The following is a 21,110-nucleotide window of genomic DNA, read 5'->3' as shown; positions in this document are numbered from 1 at the left end:
GGCTGGGGCATAGTCGCCGGGACCGTTCAAGGCGGTGTGCGAGCCGCACACGGTACAGCGCCGGGACAGTTGGACGGCAGAACAGAAGGAGGCAGCACCGTGGCTGCGGACACCACGCCGCCCGCATCCGGGCGTACGGAACCGGATGGGACGAAGCCGAAGAAGGAAAGGATTCACTACCTCTACCTCGCCGTCATCGGCGCGGTGGCGCTCGGCATCCTCGTGGGCTTCGTGGCCCCCGATACGGCGGTGGAGCTCAAGCCCATCGGCGAAGGCTTCGTCAACCTCATCAAGATGCTGATCTCGCCGATCATCTTCTGCACGATCGTGCTCGGCGTCGGCTCGGTGCGCAAGGCGGCGAAGGTCGGCGCGGTCGGCGGTCTGGCGCTCGGCTACTTCATGGTGATGTCGACCGTGGCCCTCGCGATCGGCCTGGTCGTCGGCAACTTCCTCGAGCCCGGCAGCGGCCTGCACATGAGCCATGAGGCGGCCCAGGCCGGGCAGAGCCAGGCCGAGGGCGCCTCCGAGTCGACGGCGGACTTCCTGCTCGGGATCATCCCGAAGACGCTGGTCTCCGCCTTCACCGAGGGCGAGGTGCTCCAGACCCTGTTCGTGGCCCTGCTCGCGGGCTTCGCCCTCCAGGCGATGGGCAAGGCGGGCGAGCCGGTGCTGCGCGGCATAGGCCACATCCAGCAGCTCGTCTTCAAGCTGCTGTCGATGGTCATGTGGGCCGCCCCGATCGGTGCCTTCGGCGCGATCGCCGCCGTGGTCGGCGAGACCGGTCTGGACGCGCTCAAGGCGCTCGCGGTCATCATGATCGGCTTCTATGTGACCTGTGCGCTCTTCGTGTTCCTGGTCCTCGGGACGATCCTGCGGCTGGTCGCGGGCATCAACATCTTCCTGCTGCTGAAGTACCTGGCGCGGGAGTTCCTGCTGATCCTGTCGACGTCCTCCTCCGAGTCGGCGCTGCCGCTGCTGATCGCGAAGATGGAGCACGCGGGCGTCAGCCGGCCGGTCGCCGGTATCACCGTCCCCACGGGCTACTCCTTCAACCTGGACGGCACCGCCATCTACCTGACGATGGCCTCGCTGTTCATCGCCGAGGCCATGGGCGACCCGCTCTCCATAGGCCAGCAGATATCCCTGCTCGTCTTCATGGTCGTGGCGTCCAAGGGCGCCGCCGGTGTGACCGGCGCGGGCATGGCGACGCTGGCGGGCGGTCTCCAGTCGCACCGGCCCGAACTGGTCGACGGCGTCGGCCTGATCGTCGGCATCGACCGCTTCATGAGCGAGGCCCGCGCCCTCACCAACTTCGCGGGCAACGCGGTCGCGACCGTCCTGGTCGGCACCTGGACCAAGGAGATCGACAAGGAGCGGATGAACGAAGTCCTCGCCGGACGGCTGCCGTTCGACGCGGAGGGCTTCGCCCGCGACGGTGGCGGCCACGGCCCGGCCGCGGACGACTCCGAGGCGGCCGAGGGCAAGTCCCTCCCCGAGCGGCGTGACGGTGACACGGCGAAGGAGCACGTGCCCGCCTGACACCCCACGCGCAACGCGGCCCTGCCCTCCTGAATCGGGGCAGGGCCGTTGCGCGTCTCACGGGCTCGGGGCGCATGGCGTGGTGGACACGACGAATGGCGCCCCGCGTCTTCCCCCCGTTGGAAGACGCGAGACGCCGGCATGGGCCCGGCCGCCAAGGCCCCTTGGCGGTGCTCGGCTGGTCCTCGGCGCCGAAGGCGCCTCAGCGCCTTACGGGGTGTCCGCCGCGTGGCAAGGCTTCGCCCCTGGACCCCGGGGTCTGGGGCGGAGCCCCCCGCGCGGCGGAGCCGCATATCGTCAGGTGTCGGGAAGGGGCGGGGAGGGGAGTAGCCCGCCGCAGGCGTACGCGTACCGCCGGACACCTCCTACCGCTCGCCGTCCGGTGCGCGGCGCAGTTGTTCCGGGAGGGCCGTCCACTCGGGGCCCTCGCGCAGGGGTTTGACCCAGGCGATGTTCCCGCCGGTGTCCACGTAGGCGACCCGGCCCATGGCCTCGCGTTCGAGGTCGTAGACGAGCTCGCCGATCCGTGGGGTGCTCCGTGTTCCTCCTGCGGTGGTCATGAGCCGCCTCCTCGGCACCTCACTGCCATACCGTCCCCCGTTCATCGTCGGAAGAGGGCCCGGAGACCGGAGAGCTCCGGTCCGGCCGCCGCCAGCGGTGACCGGGGAGAGCTTCTGGTGCCCGTGGGACCCTCGAACACTCGTAGGGTGCTACGAGCCGCTGATATCCCGCTGATGCCTCGCTGACCCGAACCCGTGGGTAGGCTTCCAAGTGGTCACAGTGAAATCTCTGGTACCAACGGGGGCAGTGTGTGGATGGGACCGAGTTTCGCCTGTTGGGACCGGTCGGAATATGGCAGGGCGAGCGTCTGTTGGGGCCGACCGCCGCACAGCAGCGGTCCGTTCTGGCGATGCTGCTGATGGCCTCCGGCCGCGTGGTGTCCGTCGACAGGCTGGTGTTGGCAGTATGGGGCGAGGATCCGCCGGGGTCCGCGCGAAACGCCGTACAGGTACAGATTTCCAAGCTGCGGCGGATCCTGTCCGCCCTGCCCGGGGCCGAGTTGACGACGTCGGCGAAGGGCTATTCCCTGACCGTCGCGCGTGAGCAGGTCGATCTGCACCGCTTCCGCGATCTGGTGCGGGCCGCGCGGGAGGCTCCCAAGAACGCCGGGGCCACCGGGGAGCCCGAGGCCGCCGTGGCCGCCGAGGCCCGGGCCGGAGAGCTGTTGCGCGCCGCGCTCCACCTGTGGCGCGGGCCCGCGCTGTCCGATGTCGCGGGCGGCTGGCTGCCCGAGACCCTGGGCGCCGGTCTGGAGGAGGAGCGGCGTGCGGCGGTCGAGGAGTGCGCCGCGATCGACCTGCGCTCCGGACGCCACCACGAGGCCGCCGCGGAGCTGTCCGTCCTGGTGGCCGAACACCCCCTGCGGGAACGCTCGGTGGCGCTGCTGATGGAGGCGCTGCGGCGCTGTGGCAGGCGGGCCGACGCCCTCGCGCTGTTCCGCTCCACCCGCCGGAGGTACGTGGAGGAGCTGGGCATCGAGCCCGGGGACGAGCTCCAGCGGCTCCACCGGCAGGCGCTCGAGGACAGCCGGGACGGTCAGAACGGCAGGGACGGCAGGGACGGCAGGGACGGCAGGGACGGCCGGTCCGCGGATGCCTCCGGGCCGTCCGGCGGGCACGGGAGCGCTCCCGCGGCGGCTCCCGCGGCCCGGACACCGCCCGACGCGGCCCCGGCACCGCCCGACGCGACCCCGACGTCACCCGACGCGGCACCCGCCCCCGCCCCGGAGGGCACCCCGGCCGCCGACGAGCCCCCCGAGCTCGCCGCCGAACCCGCCGCCGAGCCCGCGGGCACGCCCGCCACCGCCCGCGAGCCGATCACCGTCGTCACCGCCGTACCCCAGCAACTCCCCTCCGACGTCGCCCACTTCACCGGCCGTGAGCGCGAACTGGCCGGGCTGGACGCCCTGCTGCCCGCGGGCTCGGGCTCGGGCGCGGCCGGGGACGGAGGACGGCCGCCCACGGCCGCGAGGATCACCGTGATCGCGGGCAGCGGCGGCCTCGGCAAGACCACCCTCGCGGTGCACTGGGCCCACCGCGTCCGCGACCGGTTCCCCGACGGCCAGCTCTATGTGAATCTGCGCGGCTTCGGCCCCACCGACTCGGCCATGACCGTCGCCGAGGCCGTACGGGGCTTCCTGGACGCCTTCCAGGTGCCCGCCCACCGGATCCCCGCGACGCTGGAGGCGCAGACCGCGCTGTACCGGAGCCTGCTGGCCGACCGCCGGATGCTGATCCTGCTCGACAACGCCCGGGACGCCGAGCAGGTGCGGCCCCTGCTGCCCGGTTCCCCCGGCTGTCTGGTGGTGCTGACCAGCCGTAACGAGCTCACGAGCCTGGTCGTCGCCGAACAGGCCCAGCCGCTGCCGCTGGATCTGCTCGACCGCGACGAGGCGCGCGAACTGCTGATCAGCCGGGTGGGCGCCGAGCGGGTGGACGCCGAACCCGAGGCCGTGGAGGAGGTCATCACGGTGTGCGCCGGGCTGCCGCTCGCGCTCGCCATCGTGGCCGCCCGCGCGGCCACCCACCCCCGCTTCGGCCTGGAGGCGCTCGCCGGGGAGCTGCGCGACGCCCGCGGCAGCCTCGACGCGTTCGAGGGCGGGGACGCCACCACCGACGTCCGGGCCGTCTTCTCCTGGTCGTACCACACCCTGGGCCCCGACGCCGCCCGGCTGTTCCGGCTGCTGGGCGTCCACCCGGGCCCCGATATCGCGGCCCCCGCGGCCGCCAGTCTGGTGGGGATCCCGGTGCCGCAGGCCCGCCGGCTGCTGATCGAGCTGACCCGGGCGCATCTGATCACCGAGCGCGCCCCCGGTCAGTACGGCTTCCACGATCTGCTGCGCGCCTACGCCATGGAGCTCACCCAGGCGTACGACGCGCCGGAGGAGCGCCGCACCGCGCTGCACCGGATGCTCGACCACTATCTGCACACCGCCGTGGCCGCCGGGAAGGCCTTCACCCCGCACCGGGAGCCGATCACGGTCGAGCCGGTCCGGCCCGGTGTCAGCGTCGGCGAGTTCGCGGGGCACGGCCAGGCGCTGCTCTGGTTCATCGTCACTTATCCGGCGCTGATGGCGGCCTTACAGGAGGCCGCCGAGGCCGGATTCGAGACCCACGCCTGGCAACTGGCCTGGTCGCTGACCGAGTTCCTGGACCAGCGCGGCCACTGGCACGACCAGCGCACCGTGCACCGGATCGCCCTGGGCTCGGCCCACCGCATCCGCGACCTCACCGGCCAGGCCCACTCCTGCTACGCGCTGGGCCTCGCCGATCTGCGGATGGGGCGCTACGACCGGGCCCGCGGCCATCTGGTGCGCGCCCTGAACCTGCACCGCGAGACCGGCAACGCCGTCGGCCAGGCCCTGGCCCATGGCGCGCTCAACCTCGCCAGCGAGCGGGAGGGACGCCATGACGAGGGCCTGCACCACGCGCTGCGCGCCCTGAAGCTGTACCGGGCGGCGGGCCACCGCAGCGGCGAGGCGTACGCCCTGAACAACGTCGGCTGGGCGTACGCCATGCTGGGCGACTTCCAGCAGACCCTCGTCCACTGCGAGAAGGCGCTGACCATGCTGCGGCAGGCGGGGGACAGGCGCGGGGAGTCCGCCGCCTGGGACAGCCTCGGCTACGCCCACAGCCACGTCGGCGACCACCAGCAGGCCATCAGCTGCTACCGGCACGCGGTGGATCTGCGGCGCGGCCGGGGCGAGCGGGTCCGGGAGGCCGAGTCCCTGCACCGGCTGGGCAGCGCCCAGCTCGCCGCCGGGGACCGGGCCGGGGCCCGCCGCAGCTGGCAGCGGGCCCTGACCCGGTTCGACTCCCTCGGCCACCCCGACGCCCACCGGGTCCGGGAGGGCCTCACCGGTCTTGGCGGGCTCGCCGATGACCGCTGATCGCGCCGTGGGCCGGTTGGCGCCACACTGAACGGACATCAGGGGGAGGGGCGGGATGGGACGCAAGGAGAAACCTCTGGATCCGAGCGCGGGGCCGGTCCAGGGCTTCGCGTACGAACTGCGCAAACTGCGTCAGGAAGCCGGCGGGCCGGCCTATCGGGCGATGGCACAGCGCGTGCGCTACTCCGCGGTGACGCTGTCGCAGGCCGCGGCGGGCGACCAGTTGCCGTCGCTGCCGGTGGTCCTCGCGTACGTGGAAGCCTGCGGCGCGGACGCGGCGGAGTGGGAGGAGCGCTGGCGCGCGGTGCGACGGGAGGTCTCGGGGCTGCCGCGGGAGGACGACGACGCGAAACCGCCCTACCAGGGGCTCGCCCGCTTCGACATCGGCGATCACGAGCGTTTCTTCGGACGGGAGCGGCTTGTTTCCGAGGCGCTGGCGTTGGTACGGGGCCATGGCTTCGCCGCCGTCTTCGGTCCGTCCGGCAGCGGTAAGTCCTCACTGCTGCGCGCGGGGCTGATCCCGGCACTCCGGGCGGGCACGCGGGAAGTCCCCGGTGTGGGACAGGAGCTCCGCCCGGCGGTGATCCGCGTGCTGACTCCGGGCGACCGGCCGCTCCGTACCCATGCGGAGGCGCTCGTCCCGAAGGCGGGCGAGGGGGAAACCTGGCTCGTGGTCGACCAGTTCGAGGAGCTGTTCACGCTCTGTCACGACCCCGCCGAACGCGCGGGCTTCGTGGCCCGCTTGCTCGCCGCGCGCGACCCCGGCAGCCGGCTGCGGGTGGTGATCGGCGTACGAGCGGACTTCTTCGACCGCTGTGCCGAGCACCGTGAGCTGACGTACGCCCTGCGCGACGCCACACTGCTCGTCGGCCCCATGAGCCGGGCGGAGCTGCGCGCGGCCATCGTCAAACCGGCGGCGGCGGACGGTTTGATCGTCGAGCGGGCGCTTACCGCGCGGATCGTCGAAGAGGTCGTCGACGAACCGGGCGGCCTGCCGCTCATGTCCCATGCCCTGCTCGAAACCTGGCACAGGCGCCGCCGACGGGCCCTCACGGTGGAGATGTACGAGGCGGTGGGCGGACTCCACGGCGCCATCGCGAAGACCGCCGAGCGGGTGTACGAGGAGTTGAGCGCGTCGCAGGCGGAGACGGCCCGGCGTATCCTGCTGCGCCTGATCACCCCCGGCGAGGGCGCGCAGGACACTCGGCGCCCCGTTGACCGGGAGGAATGGGAACCGGAGTCGGCCGATACGACGATCGTGCTGGACCGCCTGGCGCGCGCCCGGCTCATCACCCTCGACCGGAACACGGTCGATCTGGCCCACGAGGCCCTGATCATGGCCTGGCCGCGGCTGCGCGGCTGGATCGAGGAGGACCGGGAGCGGCTGCGGATCCACCGGAAGCTGACAGAGGCGGCACGGGCGTGGGAGGAGATGGGGCGGGATCCGGGGGCGCTGTACCGGGGGGTGCGGTTGACCGCGGCGGCGGAGGCATTCGGTGATCCAGAGCGCTCCGCCGAACTCGCCCGTGTGGAACGGGAGTTCCTGGCGGCCAGCCGTACCTTCGGCGCGCGTGAGCGGCGGCGCCTGCGGACCTTCGTGGGCGCGCTCTCCCTGCTGGTGGTGCTGACACTGGTGGCCGGTGTGGTCGCGTGGCAGCAGAACCGGGCGAACGAGCGGCGCGGCGCCGAGGCCGCCGCCCGGCGGATCGCCGCGGTCGCGGAGAACATGCGGTCCTCCGATCCGGTCAGGGCGATGCGGCTCAGCGTCGCCGCGTGGCGGCTCAGCCATACGGCCGAGACGCGGTCATCGCTGCTCGGGGCCATGGTCCAGAAGGAGGAGCGGTCCTTCCGGATTCCTGTTCCGGGTGCCACCCCGGGGGGCGTGTCGCTCAGCGCCGACGGACGTTTCCTGGTCGTGGTGGGGAGTGACCGGGTACGACGGTGGGACGTCCTCACCCAGAAGCTGTCCGGGGTCCCCTTCACGGTGGGAGAGGACGAGATGGTCCTGAACACCAGCCCCGACGGGAGACGGCTGCTGGCGACGCGGGGACAGAGGCTCCAGCTGTGGAACCTGGCGTCGGGGAAGAGGGACGGTGGACCGTTCGGCTCCGCGGACGACTACCCCGACTTCGGTCCCAGCGGGCGGACCTTGCTGACGGTACGGGGCTCGTCGGCCATCCTGCGCGATCTGCGGTACCGGCACGTGATGGCGCGGAGCGACGGCGGGGCGTCGGGCGGGGCGGCGGTGGTCAGTGGGGACGACCGGTACCTCGTGCTGTGCCCGAAGAAGGGGCCGGTCACGTTATGGGACGTCGCCGAGGGGCGTACGAGGAAAGGCGACTGGGAGCACGGCACGACGGAAAGCTCCTGCGACGACTACGCCTCCCGCATCAGCCTGGACCGCGACCGGCTCGCGGTCCGCGACAGCCACGGGATCCGGATCTGGGACGTGACCACGGGAAAGGAGATTCACCGCATCCGCGTCGCCAAGGCCGAGAACGTCACCTTGAGCGCCGACGGGCGGTTCCTCGCGGCGGCGACCCCCGGCGAGATCCTGCTGTGGCGCCTCGCGAGCGCGGGCGCTCCGGTGTTCCGCTACTCGCTGGTGAACGAGCCCGCCGACGCGCTGCGGATCGATACGGCACGCGGGGAGATCCGCTACCTCGGAGGGGAGGACAGCTCCAATCCCGTGGTGCGGACCATCTCCATACAGGACGCCGTCCAGCCGGGATGGCGGCACGAGCCGGTGGCCGACGCGGCGTTCGGCCCGGACGGCCGTGTGCTCGGGACGGCGACCAGGACCGGGGAGAAGGTGCGCTTCCGCCTGGTCCGGGGCACCGACGGCGCCCGCGTCGCCGGTTTGCCGTCCGCGCCCTGCGGCCGGGGCGGCGGCGCGGACGGGTGCGCCGTCCTCACCCGTTTCAGCCCCGACGGGAGGGCCTTCGCCTTCGGTGCCGTCCCACGGAACTCCTCGGATGACTCCTCCGTGGGCACCGAGCGTGTGACGCTCTGGGGGCTCCGCGGTCCGCATCGGAAGCGGTCCGTCGCGCTGACCGGTAAGGCGGACGACTCCGGTCTCCCGCCTCTCCTCAGCGACACCGAGGCAAGCGATTCCGGCACCGACACGGTAGTGCCGGGGCCGGGGGGTGCGTACCTGCTGGCCTATCGGCGGAACGAGGGCCGGCTGGAGCGGTGGGAAGCGCGCGGGCCGGGTGGCCGGGGCAGGGTGATCAGCGAAGGTGGCCAGGGCACGGCGATCGCCCGAGAGGGAGACGTGTCCTCCTCCCGCGTTGACCGTTGGGAGGCGGGCATGGCGCTCCGCCCCGACGGCCGGATGCTCGCCACGGCCGACGGGCAGGTCTTCACCTTGCCGTCCGGGCGCGCGACCAGCGTTTCGCTCGGCCAGGATTTCGTCAGCACGCTCGAGTTCAGCGGGGACGGACGTTTCCTCGCCGCGGGGGGAATGAGCGGGCGGGTGAGCCTGTGGGACGGGGACGTCGAACACCGCCTCGGAGACCTCGCCGGTACGTATACCGGCGCCTCCCGGGAGGCGCCCGAAGCCGTGACGGCGCTGGCGTTCTCCCCCGACGGTGGCACGCTCGCGGTCGCGGGCGACGGCGGGACCGTCCAACTGTGGGACGTGGCCTCACAGCAGCCACTGGGGGCGGCCTTTCCGACCCCCGGTGACGGAGTGCTCGCGCTCGCCTTCGGCGACGACGGCAAGACCCTGCTCGTGGCGGGCCGGCACGTCCCCCTTCAGCGGTACGCCGTCGACCCCGCCCGGATCGTGACCGCCGTCTGCCGACGGGCCGGGGGCGGCCTCTCCCGGGCCGACTGGAAGACGTACCTCCCGGAGATCTCCTACCGCGACATCTGCTGAGCGCACCGTGCCGTTCGCTCGTCCATATCGCCTCCGCGCGCCCGGTGATCCGGAGCGCGCGTCCGCGAACCCCTCAGCGACGGCTCAGACCGGGCGCAGCCAGATCGTGGCCAGCGGCGGAAGCACCGGCAACAGGCTCGCCGGGCGGCCATGGGCGGCCGTGGGCTCGGCCTTCAGCGGTTCGGCGTTGACCACACCGCTGCCGCCGTAGCGCCGGTCGTCGGTGTTCAGCACCTCGCGCCACACCGGCACCGCATCCGGCGTCCCGATGCGGTACTCATGCCGGACCACCGGGGAGAAGTTGCTGATGGCCAGCAGCGGGGAGCCCTCGGCGTCGTAGCGGAGGAAGGCGAAGACGTTGTCCTCGCGGGCATCGCCCTCGATCCAGGAGAAGCCCTCGGGGTCGGTGTCCCGCTGCCACAGCGCGGGCGTGGCCGTGTACGTCCGGTTGAGGTCGCGGACCAGGTCGCGGACGCCCCGGTGGTCGGGCTCGGCGGAGTACGACGGGTCCAGCAGCCACCAGTCGGGACCGTGCGCCTCCGACCACTCGGCGCCCTGCGCGAACTCCTGGCCCATGAAGAGCAGTTGCTTGCCCGGGTGGGCCCACATGAAGCCGAGGTAGGCGCGGTGGGTGGCGCGCCGCTGCCACCAGTCGCCGGGCATCTTCGACACCAGGGCCCGCTTGCCGTGCACCACCTCGTCGTGCGAGATCGGCAGTACGTAGTTCTCGCTGTACGCGTACACCATCGAGAACGTCATCTCGTGGTGGTGGTAGGCGCGGTGCACCGGCTCGTGCGCGAGATAGCCCAGCGAGTCGTGCATCCACCCCATGTTCCACTTCAGCCCGAAGCCGAGGCCGCCGAAGCCGCTGGGGCCCACGTGGTGGGTGGCGCGGGTGACCCCGTCCCACGCGGTCGACTCCTCGGCGATGGTGACCACGCCCGGGCAGCGGCGGTAGACGGTCGCGTTCATCTCCTGGAGGAAGGCGACCGCGTCCAGGTTCTCGCGGCCGCCGTGCGCGTTGGGCGTCCACTGGCCGGGCTCGCGGGAGTAGTCGAGGTAGAGCATGGAGGCGACGGCGTCCACGCGCAGGCCGTCGATGTGGAACTCCTCGCACCAGTAGACCGCGTTCGCCACCAGGAAGTTGCGCACCTCCGTGCGCCCGTAGTCGAACTCCAGCGTGCCCCAGTCGGGGTGCGCGGCCCGCAGCGGATCGGCGGGCTCGTACAGCGGACGGCCGTCGAACTCCGCCAGTGCCCAGGCGTCCTTCGGGAAGTGCGCGGGCACCCAGTCCACGATGACCCCGATGTCCGCCCGGTGCAGCGCGTCCACCAGGTACTTGAAGTCGTCCGGGGTGCCGAGGCGGGCCGTGGGCGCGTAGAAGCCGGTCACCTGGTAGCCCCAGGAGCCGCCGAAGGGGTGCTCGGCCACCGGCATCAGCTCGACGTGGGTGAAGCCCAGGTCCTTGACGTACGCCGGGAGCTGCTCGGCGAGCTGCCGGTAGGTCAGCCCCGGCCGCCAGGAGGGCAGGTGCACCTCGTAGACGGAGAACGGCAGCTCATGGACGCGCCCGCCCTTCCGCCGCGCCATCCACGCGTCATCGCCCCAGTCGTGGTGCGAGGCGTGGACGACGGAGGCGGTGGCGGGCGGGCACTCGGTGCGCCGCGCCATCGGGTCGGCGCGCAGGGAGTGGCCGCCGTCGGGCCGGGTGATCTCGAACTTGTAGAGCGCGCCCTCGCCCACGCCCGGCAGGAACAGCTCCCACACGCCGCTGCCGCCGAGCGAGCGCATCGGCAGCGCGGTGCCGTCCCAGTAGGTGAAGTCGCCGGTCAGCCGCACCCCGAGGGCATTGGGCGCCCATACGGTGAAGCGGGTCCCGGCCACGCCCTGGTGGGTCATCGGCCGCGCGCCGAGCGCCTGCCACAGCTCCTCGTGACGGCCCTCGCCGATGAGGTGCAGATCGAGTTCGCCGATGGCGGGCAGGAAGCGGTACGGGTCGTGCAGCTCCAGCTCGGCGTCCTCGTACGCCACCAGCAGCCGGTAGTCCGGGATCTCCCGCAGCGGCAGCACCCCGGAGAACAGCCCGTCCCCCTCGGCCCGCAGCCGGGCGCGCAGTCCGCCGGCGGCGACGGTCACCGACCGGGCGTACGGGCGCAGGGTCCGGAACAGCACCCCGCCGGGCACGGGGTGGGCGCCGAGCACCGCGTGCGGATCGTGATGCGCCCCGGCCAGCAGCCGCCGCCGGTCCTCGCCCGCCAGCGCGGGCGCGGCCCGCACCCCGCGCTCGTCCTCCACCACGTCGTCCGGGCCCGCGCCGCCCCCGGCCACGGGCCGCCCGGCCACCCGCGAGGGCCCGCCCGTGCCGCCGTTCTCCTCCTGCGGCTCCTCGTCCGTGCGGGGCGCCCGGGGCACGGGCGGTGAGCCGTAGGACACCCGGGCCTCGCGGCCCGGGTGCGCGGGCGGATGGGGCCGGGCGGAGAGGAACGTCGCCGGGACCGCCGGGCCGGCTGTGGCGCCGGTGGCGGCGGGCGCGTGGCCCGGTCCCTCGTCGGACGGGTACTGGCCGGACGGCGGTCGTGCGGTCACGGGGTGGTCCTCCCGGGGGTGTCGGAGGTGTCGGAGGGAACGGCGGATGAGGGAGCCGGCCGCGGTCAGGCGCGGGTGGCGGCCAGGCGGTGGATCGCGGTCATCGGGACGGACAGCCAGTCGGGGCGGTGCCGTGCCTCGTAGAGCACCTCGTAGACGGCCTTGTCGGTCTCATGGGCGCGCAGCAGCTCCGGCTCGTCACGCGGATCGGTGCCGGACGCCTCCGCGTAGCCCGCGCAGTACGCGGCGCGGGTGCGGCCCGCCCACTCCTGCGGGCGCTCATGGCGCCCCACGGCCGCCGCGTAGTCGAAGGACCGCAGCATGCCCGCGATGTCGCGCACCGGCGGCTGCGGGCGGCGCCGCTCGGCCAGCGGACGGGACGGCTCGCCCTCGAAGTCGATGAGCGACCACCGCCCGCCTCCGCCGCCGTCCCCGCTGTTTCCCGTGAGCAGCGCCTGCCCCAGGTGCAGATCGCCGTGGATGCGCTGGGCCGCCCAGGTGCGGCCCGCACGCCCCAGCGCGGCCAGGTCCTCGTACGCGCCGTGCAGCGCGGTGCGGTACGGCTGGAGGGCGGGCACCGCGGCGGCGGCCGAGTCGAGCCGTTCGCTCATGGCGGCCGCGAGGTGCTCGATCTGCGGGCGGCGCAGTACGGAGGTGGGCAGTGCGCGGGCCATCGCCAGGTGGACCTCGGCGGTCGCGTGCCCCAGCGCGCGGGCGGCGTCGGTGAAGTCGCCCCCGGCGGCCAGGGCGTCCAGCGCGAGCTGCCAGCCGTCCCGGGAACCGGCCAGGAAGGGCTGGAGCACCCCCAGGGTGAACGGCTCCGGCCGTGGCCCGGCGCCCTCGGCCGGGGGCTCGGCCTCGAACCAGGCGGCGGGCGCGGGCACCCGGGAGCAGCCGGTGCGGGCGAGCGCGAGGGGGAGTTCGAGGTCCGGATTGGTGCCGGGGCTGACCCGTCGGAAGAGCTTGAGAATAAACGTATCGCCGTAAACCACCGAGGAGTTGGACTGCTCGGCGGTCATCACCCGGGGCGCGAGCGCGGAGGGGATCGCGCTGGACGGCTCCCGTACGAAGCGCAGCGGGCCGAGCCGCCCCGGCATCCGCAGCCGCTCCAGCAGCAGGGTGGTGAGCCGGGGGTCGGCCAGCGCCTCGTACACCGTCTGCCCGTCCAGCGGCCCGCCGCTGGGCCGGCCGATGAGCGCGGGGGCGAGCGACGGCGGCAGGGCGGGGCGCGCCCCGAGCAGCAGCTGGTAGCAGTCGCTGGCCGCCGCCCCGCGCCGGTGGCCGCAGCCGAAGCCGTGCCGGTGGCCGGGCGGCTCCGGCTGCTCGGCGCGGATCAGCAGATGGAGCAGCCCGGGCGTGCCGCCGCTCGCCCGCCACGGCAGCAGCTCGGTCGCGGAGACCAGCGCGAAGCCGGTGACGGGACGGCCCTTGCCCGCGAACCAGCGCTGCCGGGGCAGCCACTCGGCGAGCAGCGGCGCGAGCGAGGTGAGCAGCCCGGGCGGGCCCGCGGCCGCGGTGGTGCGGACCGCGGCCGGTGGGGGCTGGTCCCGCGGTACGGCGGTCGGCGGGTGATGTGCCCCCCGGGAGAGCGGAGCTTCCGGCATGGCGTCGCGTCCTTTCCCCGGGCACACGACAGATCAGGGCAAAGTGTCCCGGATTGCGGCATTGACTGTGCGACGGTGCGGGACGTGTCGGGCGAGGATCGTCCGTACGGCGAGCCCGGTGAACGCCATCGGGCCCGCCGGTGACGGTGTGAGTACAGAGTGCCCATGACGGGGGGTCGAAAACGCCCGTACGCGCCCGAGATGGACGCGTACGGACGAGCGAGAGCCGGAGCGGGGGCCGCGCCCTGGCCGAAACCGGACGGCGGTCTTGGTGCCCGCGGCGGGCTGTTCCCCTCCCCGCCCCTTCCCTCAACTGGGGCTCCGCCCCAGACCCCGCTCCTCAAGCGCCGGAGGGGCTGATTTCAGCCCGTCCGGCGATTGAGGACACGCCCGAAGGGCGTCCGGGGGTCCAGGGGCGGAGCCCCCCCCCACGCGGCGGAGCCGCATATCGTCAGGTGTCGGGAAGGGGCGGGGAGGGGAAAGCATCGCTCAGCCGACGCGGTCCGCCCAGTGCCCCACCGGTTCGCCGCGCCGTAGCCGGAACCAGTAGAAGCCGTGCCCGGCCAGGGTGAGCAGATACGGCAGCTCGCCGATGGCCGGGAAGCGGACCCCGCCGATCAGCTCGACCGGATGGCGGCCGGCGAAGGACTGGAGGTCCAGCTCGGTGGGCTGGGCGAAGCGCGAGAAGTTGTTCACGCACAGCACCAGGTCGTCCTCGCCGTCCCGGGTCCTCGGAGCCTCGCGCAGGAACGCGAGGACGGCCGGGTTGGAGGACGGCAGCTCGGTGAAGGAGCCGAGCCCGAAGGCGGGGTTCTGCTTACGGATCTCGATCATCCGCCGGGTCCAGTGCAGCAGCGAGGACGGGCTGCTCATGGCCGCCTCGACATTGGTGACCTGATAGCCGTAGACCGGGTCCATGATGGTCGGCAGGAACAACCGCCCCGGATCGCAGGAGGAGAAGCCCGCGTTCCGGTCGGGGGTCCACTGCATGGGGGTGCGCACGGCGTCGCGGTCGCCGAGCCAGATGTTGTCGCCCATGCCGATCTCGTCCCCGTAGTAGAGGATCGGCGAGCCGGGCAGGGACAGCAGCAGCGCGGTGAACAGCTCGATCTGGTTGCGGTCGTTGTCCAGCAGGGGCGCCAGTCGTCTGCGGATGCCGATGTTGGCCCGCATTCTCGGATCCTTGGCGTACTCCGCGTACATGTAGTCGCGCTCTTCGTCGGTGACCATCTCCAGCGTCAGTTCGTCGTGGTTGCGCAGGAAGATGCCCCACTGACAGCCGGAGGGGATGGCGGGGGTCTTGGCGAGGATCTCCGAGACCGGGTAGCGGGACTCGCGCCGCACCGCCATGAAGATGCGCGGCATCACCGGGAAGTGGAAGGCCATATGGCATTCGTCGCCGCCCGCCGAGAAGTCGCCGAAGTAGTCGACGACGTCCTCCGGCCACTGATTGGCCTCGGCCAGCAGCACGGTGTCCGGATAGTGGGCGTCGATCTCGGCCCGGACGCGCCGGAGCATCTCATGCGTCCGGGGCAGGTTCTCGCAGTCGGTGCCCTCCTCGGCGTACAGATAGGGGACGGCGTCGAGCCGGAATCCGTCGATGCCCAGGTCCAGCCAGAAGCGCAGGGCGGCCAGTACCTCCTCCTGGACGGCGGGGTTCTCGAAGTTGAGGTCCGGCTGGTGCGAGAAGAAGCGGTGCCAGTAGTACTGCTTACGTACCGGATCAAAGGTCCAGTTGGACGTCTCGGTGTCGACGAAGATGATCCGCGCGTCCTGGTACTGCTTGTCGTCGTCGGCCCAGACGTAGTAGTCGCCGTACGGTCCGTCCGGGTCGCTGCGGGACTCCTGGAACCACGGATGCTGATCACTCGTGTGGTTCATGACAAAGTCAATGATCACGCGCATCCCGCGCTGATGAGCGGCGTCGACGAACTCCACGAAGTCCGCGAGGTCCCCGAACTCCGGCAGCACGGCGGTGTAGTCCGAGACGTCGTAGCCGCCGTCGCGCAGCGGTGAGGCGAAGAACGGCGGCAGCCACAGGCAGTCCACGCCCAGCCATTGCAGATAGTCCAGCTTGGCCGTCAGGCCCTTGAGGTCGCCGACGCCGTCGCCGTTGCTGTCCTGGAAGGAGCGGACCAGGACCTCGTAGAAGACCGCGCGCTTGAACCAGTCGGGATCGCGGTCGCCCGCGGGCGTGTCCTCGAATGTGTCCGGTACGGGCTCGTTGACGATCATGTTGTGGGTGACCCTCCGATCGGTGAGGACGGTCGCAGGGACAGCACATGCGCCGGAGCCATATCCCGCCCCGGCTCCAGGCGCACATAGTTGTCCCTGCCCCAGTGATAGGTCTCGCCGGTGAGCTCGTCGCGCACCGGGACGGACTCATGCCACTCGAGGCCGAGTTCCGGCATGTTCAACGAGACCGTCGCCTCCTGGGTGTGGTGAGGGTCGAGGTTGACGACCGTGACCACACACGAGTCGCCCGCGCGCTTGGAGTAGGCGATGACGGAATCGTTGTCGGCGTGGTGGAATCTGAGGTTGCGCAGCCGGCGCAGGGCGGGATGGCGGCGGCGCACCCGGTTCAGCCGGGTGAGCAGCGGGGTGATCGTTCTTCCCTCGCGCTCGGCCGCCGCCCAGTCGCGCGGCCGCAGCTGGTACTTCTCCGAGTCCAGGTACTCCTCGCTGCCGGGGCGCACCGGGGTGCTCTCGCACAGTTCGTAGCCCGCGTAGACGCCCCAGCTGGGGGAGAGGGTGGCGGCCAGCACGGCCCGCACCTCGAACGCCGGGCGGCCGCCCTCCTGGAGGTAGGCGTGCAGGATGTCGGGGGTGTTGACGAAGAAGTTGGGCCGCATCCAGGCGGCCGCGTCCCGCGACAGCTCGGTGAGGTAGTCGGTGAGCTCCTGCTTGGTGTTCCGCCAGGTGAAGTAGGTGTACGACTGGTGGAAGCCGACCGCGCCGAGGGCGTTCAGCATCGCCGGGCGGGTGAACGCCTCGGAGAGGAAGAGGACATCGGGGTCGGAGCGGTGGATGTCGCCGAGCACCTTCTCCCAGAAGACCACCGGCTTGGTGTGCGGATTGTCCACCCGGAAGATCCGCACCCCGTGCGCCATCCAGAAGCGCAGCACCCGCTCGGTCTCCCGGACCAGCCCGTGGAAGTCCCGGTCGAAGGCGAGCGGAAAGATGTCCTGGTACTTCTTGGGCGGGTTCTCGGCGTACGCGATGGTGCCGTCGGCGCGCTGGTGGAACCACTCGGGGTGCTGGGAGACCCAGGGGTGGTCCGGGGAGCACTGGAGCGCGAAGTCCAGCGCGACCTCCACGCGCAGCTCCCGGGCGCGCGCCACGAAGTGGTCGAAGTCCTCGAAGGTGCCGAGGTCGGGGTGGATCGCGTCATGGCCGCCGTCGGCCGAGCCGATGGCCCAGGGCGAGCCCACGTCGAAGGGGCCCGCGGAGAGCGTGTTGTTGGGGCCCTTGCGGAAGGCGGTGCCGATGGGGTGGATCGGCGGCAGATAGACCACGTCGAAGCCCGCGGCGGCGATCGCGGGCAGCCGCTCGGCGGCGGTGCGCAGGGTGCCGCTGACCGGCCGCCGCCCCTCGGTCACCTTGGCGCCCTCCGAGCGCGGGAAGAGCTCGTACCAGGAGCCGAACAGCGCGCGCTCCCGGTCCACCTGGAGCGGCATGGGGCGCGAGGAGGTGACCAACTCCCGCAGCGGGTGGCGGTCGAGGGCGTCGGTCACATCGGGCGCGAGGGCGGCGGCGAGCCGGTCGGCCACCGGGCGGCGCTCGTCGCGCAGCCCGTCGACGGCCGCCAGCACCGCCTCCCGGCCGTCGTTCTTGGGCACTCCGGCCGCGGCGCGCTCATGCAGCAAGGCGCCCTCCTCCAGGACCAGATCGGTGTCGATCCCGGCCGGGACCTTGATACGGGCGTGATGGCGCCAGGTGGCGATCGGATCGCTCCACGCCTCGACCGTGTACGTCCAGCGGCCGGGCGCGCCGGGGGTGACCTCGGCGCCCCAGCGGTCGGTGCCGGGGGCGAGTTCACGCATCGGGGTCCAGGGGCCGGAGCGGCCGGACGGATCCCGGAGGACCACATTGGCGTTGACCGCGTCATGACCTTCCCGGAACACGGTGGCACTGACCTCGAAGGTCTCGTCCACCACCGCCTTGGCGGGGCGGCGGCCGCAGTCGATCAGCGGGCGGATATCCAGAATGGGAATGCGACCGATCATAGGATCACCTGACGGCAGTGCGGATGGAGACGCGGTGGCGGCTTTTGTCCTTTGTATCGGTTTTGCCGCCGGGCGTTGGGTTGCGGGCATGACAGCTCCTGTCCGCGTTCACTCTGGTGGGCGGATGGGGTCGGCCATGGGGGGCGCGCGTGGAAAGCCTTCCCCTGCGGAATGGGGAGACAATCCGGGTTCCCGTTAACTACCGGTTCGTAACGCGGGGTACATGAATCGGCCCCGCCCGTAGGCGGGGCCGTCCAGCCGATGCGTTCTGTGTTTACGTCAGTTGGCCACCCGCAGCAGACGGTTCGGCGAACCCGGGCCCGCGCCGCGCACCCGGCCCTTGCTCGCACCGGCCGTCAGCGCCGCCCCGACCTGGGCCGGAGTCGCGAAGCGATGGCCGGCGAGATACAGCGCGGCGGCGCCCGCGACATGCGGGGCCGCCATCGAGGTGCCCGACAGCGTCCTGGCCGCCGTATCGCTCGCGCTGGACGCCGAGACGATCCGGTCCCCGGGCGCGAACAGGTCAACTCCCGGGCCCCAGTTGGAGAATCCCGAGCGCCGGTCGGCGCGGTCGGTCGCGCCCACCGTGAGCGCCCCCGGCACCCGGCCCGGCGAGAACGAGGCGGCGGGCCGGTCCTGGTTGCCCGCCGCCACGGTGAAGACCAGACCGGCGGCGATCCCCGCCCGCACCGCCGCGTCCCACTCGGGCAGCGGGGTGGCGGCCGCCGAGCCCAGACTCAGATTGACCACCGCGGGCCGCCTGGCGTGTCGCAGCACCCAGTCCATTCCGGCCAGCACCTGCGCGATGGTGCCCTCGCCCCGGTCGTCCAGCACCCGTACGGCCACGATCGTGGCCTCCTTCGCCACGCCGTAGCGGGTGCCCGCCGCCGTGGCGGCCACATGGGTGCCATGGCCGTTGCCGTCCTCGGCCACCGGATCGTCGTCCACGAAGTCCCAGCCGGAGCGGGCCCGGCCGCCGAAATCCTCATGGGAGGTGCGCACCCCGGAGTCGATCACATAGATCGTGGTGCCGCGCCCGCCGCCGCGGGGCGCGGTGTACGCCCCGTCCAGCCGCCGGTCCGGCTGGTCGATCCGGTCAAGACCCCACGGCGGCCGCGCCCGGCCGCGCGGCGGGGCCGGTAACCGCGCCCGGGACCAGCGCAGCGACACCCGCTCGTCCCGGGTCACCGAGGCGATCCGCGGATCGGCCGCCAGCCGCCCGGCCTGTGCCGCGTTCGCCCGTACCGCATAGCCGTTGAGCGCGGTGCGGTAGACCCGGCGCACCCGCGCCCCGTACCGCTCGATCAGCGCCCGGCCCGCCCCGGACGCCGCCGCGGGCGCTCCCGCGCCCCGCTTCAGGGCGACGATATAGCCGTGGGTCCCCGCCCCGCCCGTGGCCTGGACCCCCTGCGCGGGAACGGTCTGAGCGGGCGACAAGACCACCAGGACCACCGCGACGACGGCGGCCGGCGCCGCCACCCTCCGCCGGGGGCCCGCAGATGCGCATGCCATGGAACGATCCCCTCCCCAACTCGACGGCGCAAGCGTCGCGTGGGACGAAAGATCCCGACAAGGGCGCATCAGGGGGCGTAAAACGCGACCGCCTCCCTCGACAGCAGCCGCAGCGCCGCCTCCGACGGCGACCCCGGCTCCGCCCCGTACATCAGCAGGGCCTGGCCGCCGGAGTCCGGCAGCCGGGTCATCTCGAAGTCCAGCTCCAGCGGCCCCACCAGCGGATGGTGGAAGGACTTGGTGCCGAAGGCGCACCGGCGCACCGGGTGGCGCGACCACAGCGCCGCGAACTCCCCGCTCTTCACGGTCAGTTCACCGACCAGCTCCGCGAGTCGCCGGTCGTCGGGGTGCGCCCCGGTCACCACCCGCAGCGAGGAGACCGCGCGCCGCGCCTCGCCCGTCCAGTCCGGATACAGCTCCCGGGTGTGGTGGTCGAGGAACAGCATCCGCTGGGTGTTGGGCCGGTCGGCGGGGCGCTCGGGCGCGTCGGCGGGCAGATGCCCGGCGATCAGGGCGTGCCCCAGCGGATTCCACGCCAGGACGTCGAAGCGAAGGCCGAGGACCACGGCCGGTACGCCGTCCATCGCGGCGAGCAGCCGCCGGGTCGCCGGGCGCGCGGACTCGGCGCGCCGCGCGGGGCGCCGCCCGGCGCGCGGCGGACGGGCCAGATGGCCGAGGTGCGCCCGCTCGTCCGGGCTCAGCCGCAGCGCGCGGGCGAGCGCGTCCAGCACCCCGTCCGAGGCGCCGGTGGACTGGCCCTGCTCCAGCCGGGTGTAGTACGCAGCGCTCACCCCGGCCAGCTGCGCGAGCTCCTCGCGGCGCAGCCCCGGGACCCGGCGCCGGGTCCCGTACGCGACCAGGCCGACGTCCTCGGGGCGCAGCCCGGCGCGGCGGGTGCGCAGAAAACTCCCCAGCTCGGCGGTTGTGTCCATACCCGCCAGTATCCGGCACGGGCACGCGCCGTGCCTGTCCCTGTGAGGGTCAGGCACGGCGCGCGGTCATCCGCACATCACTTGTAGGTGATATCGGACGAGCTGTACTTGCAGGAGGTGCCGTCGGGGCCGCTGCCGTTCTTGCTCGGCTCGGCGCCGGTGTTGTTCCCGATGTACTTCTGGCACGGGACGATCTTCTTGCCGCTGTCGCCGACGATCGTGATCCCGCGCAGGGTCAGCGAGTCGCCGTAGTTGGTGTTGATCCCGCCGATGACCTTGCCCGGGGCGGTGATCTCGGAGTTGCTCACGTTGATGGTGCGCTTGTACTGCGAGGAGCAGTTGCCGCAGGAGCGGACGAAGGTCGAGAAGTCCTGCCCGGCGAAGCCCGAGATGTTGAGCGTGCCGCCGCCGTTGAACTGGAAGATCTTGTCCGCGGCCTTACGGGCGCCGCCGCCGATGACATTGAACGTCTTACCGGTGCCGCGGAAGGTGGCGGCGTCCTCGCCGACGTCCTCCCACCAGACGTTCTGGAGGGTGCAGCTGCCCTCGCAGTGGACGCCGTCGGCGGCCGGGGCGCCGAGGATGACGTTCTTCAGGGTGGCGCCGTCCTTCAGCTCGAACAGCGGGCCCTGGTCCTCGTCCTGGTTGTCACTGCCGAGGTCGCCGGAGCCGTAGTAGCGCTTCATACCACCGTCGGTGGTCCCGCTGACGCTGATGGTCTTGGAGACCGCCTGCGGGGTGCCGCTGGGTGTGGGCCAGGTGGCGGCGGAGGCCGTGGGCAGGGTCAGCCCGGTGGTGATCGCGCCCGCGGTGAGGGCGACGGCGCCGAGGGCCCCGGCCATCGCCCGGTACCTGGTGCGTGGTTCAGCCATGTCGGATCTC

At 72.6% G+C, this 21,110-nt stretch carries 11 protein-coding genes; 3 read left to right on the top strand and 8 right to left on the bottom strand.

Features of this window, described 5'->3' with window-relative positions; all coding sequences use genetic code 11:
- Positions 1 to 99 precede the first annotated feature (99 nt).
- The gene (locus KHP12_RS18805) at positions 100 to 1,539 is read left to right on the top strand and encodes a cation:dicarboxylate symporter family transporter (RefSeq protein WP_211833195.1); all 1,440 of its coding nucleotides are present in this window, start codon (positions 100 to 102) and stop codon (positions 1,537 to 1,539) included.
- A gap of 365 nt (positions 1,540 to 1,904) precedes the next feature.
- Here the strand turns inward: KHP12_RS18805 and KHP12_RS18800 are convergent, their stop codons facing one another.
- Complete coding sequence (locus KHP12_RS18800; protein WP_020868332.1) at positions 1,905 to 2,099, bottom strand: hypothetical protein; 195 nt, start codon at positions 2,097 to 2,099, stop codon at positions 1,905 to 1,907.
- A gap of 311 nt (positions 2,100 to 2,410) precedes the next feature.
- Here KHP12_RS18800 and KHP12_RS18795 point away from each other — a divergent pair, with 311 nt between their 5' ends.
- Positions 2,411 to 5,488: an AfsR/SARP family transcriptional regulator gene (locus KHP12_RS18795; protein ID WP_246643137.1), complete on the top strand. Its 3,078-nt coding sequence runs from the start codon at positions 2,411 to 2,413 to the stop codon at positions 5,486 to 5,488.
- Positions 5,489 to 5,543: 55 nt separating this feature from the next.
- Positions 5,544 to 9,368 carry an nSTAND1 domain-containing NTPase gene (locus tag KHP12_RS18790; RefSeq protein ID WP_210609891.1) on the top strand — a complete coding sequence of 1,275 codons (3,825 nt, stop codon included), beginning with the start codon at positions 5,544 to 5,546 and terminating at the stop codon, positions 9,366 to 9,368.
- Between the two features lie 84 nt (positions 9,369 to 9,452).
- Here the strand turns inward: KHP12_RS18790 and glgB are convergent, their stop codons facing one another.
- The 7 genes from glgB to KHP12_RS18755 all read right to left on the bottom strand — a co-directional run bounded on the left by glgB (position 9,453) and on the right by KHP12_RS18755 (position 21,100).
- A complete protein-coding gene (gene glgB, locus KHP12_RS18785) occupies positions 9,453 to 11,663 on the bottom strand; it encodes a 1,4-alpha-glucan branching enzyme (protein WP_086886343.1) in 2,211 nt (736 codons plus the stop codon).
- 356 nt (positions 11,664 to 12,019) lie between these two features.
- Entirely contained in the window at positions 12,020 to 13,558 is a 1,539-nt protein-coding gene (locus KHP12_RS18780) for a maltokinase N-terminal cap-like domain-containing protein (RefSeq protein WP_211833193.1), read from the bottom strand.
- Between the two features lie 489 nt (positions 13,559 to 14,047).
- The gene (gene treS, locus KHP12_RS18775; protein ID WP_086886514.1) at positions 14,048 to 15,793 is read right to left on the bottom strand and encodes a maltose alpha-D-glucosyltransferase; all 1,746 of its coding nucleotides are present in this window, start codon (positions 15,791 to 15,793) and stop codon (positions 14,048 to 14,050) included.
- Positions 15,790 to 17,784 carry an alpha-1,4-glucan--maltose-1-phosphate maltosyltransferase gene (locus KHP12_RS18770; RefSeq protein WP_086886513.1) on the bottom strand — a complete coding sequence of 665 codons (1,995 nt, stop codon included), beginning with the start codon at positions 17,782 to 17,784 and terminating at the stop codon, positions 15,790 to 15,792. Before KHP12_RS18770 ends, treS begins: the two co-directional genes overlap by 4 nt.
- Positions 17,785 to 18,063: 279 nt before the next feature.
- Positions 18,064 to 19,296, bottom strand: a complete 1,233-nt coding sequence (locus tag KHP12_RS18765) for a S8 family peptidase (protein WP_210609893.1) — start codon at positions 19,294 to 19,296, stop codon at positions 18,064 to 18,066.
- Between the two features lie 68 nt (positions 19,297 to 19,364).
- Positions 19,365 to 20,228 carry a helix-turn-helix domain-containing protein gene (locus KHP12_RS18760; protein ID WP_211833192.1) on the bottom strand — a complete coding sequence of 288 codons (864 nt, stop codon included), beginning with the start codon at positions 20,226 to 20,228 and terminating at the stop codon, positions 19,365 to 19,367.
- A 77-nt stretch (positions 20,229 to 20,305) separates the two neighbouring features.
- The gene (locus KHP12_RS18755; RefSeq protein ID WP_086883095.1) at positions 20,306 to 21,100 is read right to left on the bottom strand and encodes a pectate lyase; all 795 of its coding nucleotides are present in this window, start codon (positions 21,098 to 21,100) and stop codon (positions 20,306 to 20,308) included.
- Positions 21,101 to 21,110 lie beyond the last annotated feature (10 nt).

This window comes from Streptomyces asiaticus (assembly GCF_018138715.1).
Classification (GTDB): Bacteria; Actinomycetota; Actinomycetes; order Streptomycetales; family Streptomycetaceae; genus Streptomyces; species Streptomyces asiaticus.
This window is presented reverse-complemented; position numbering and strand designations above follow the sequence as displayed.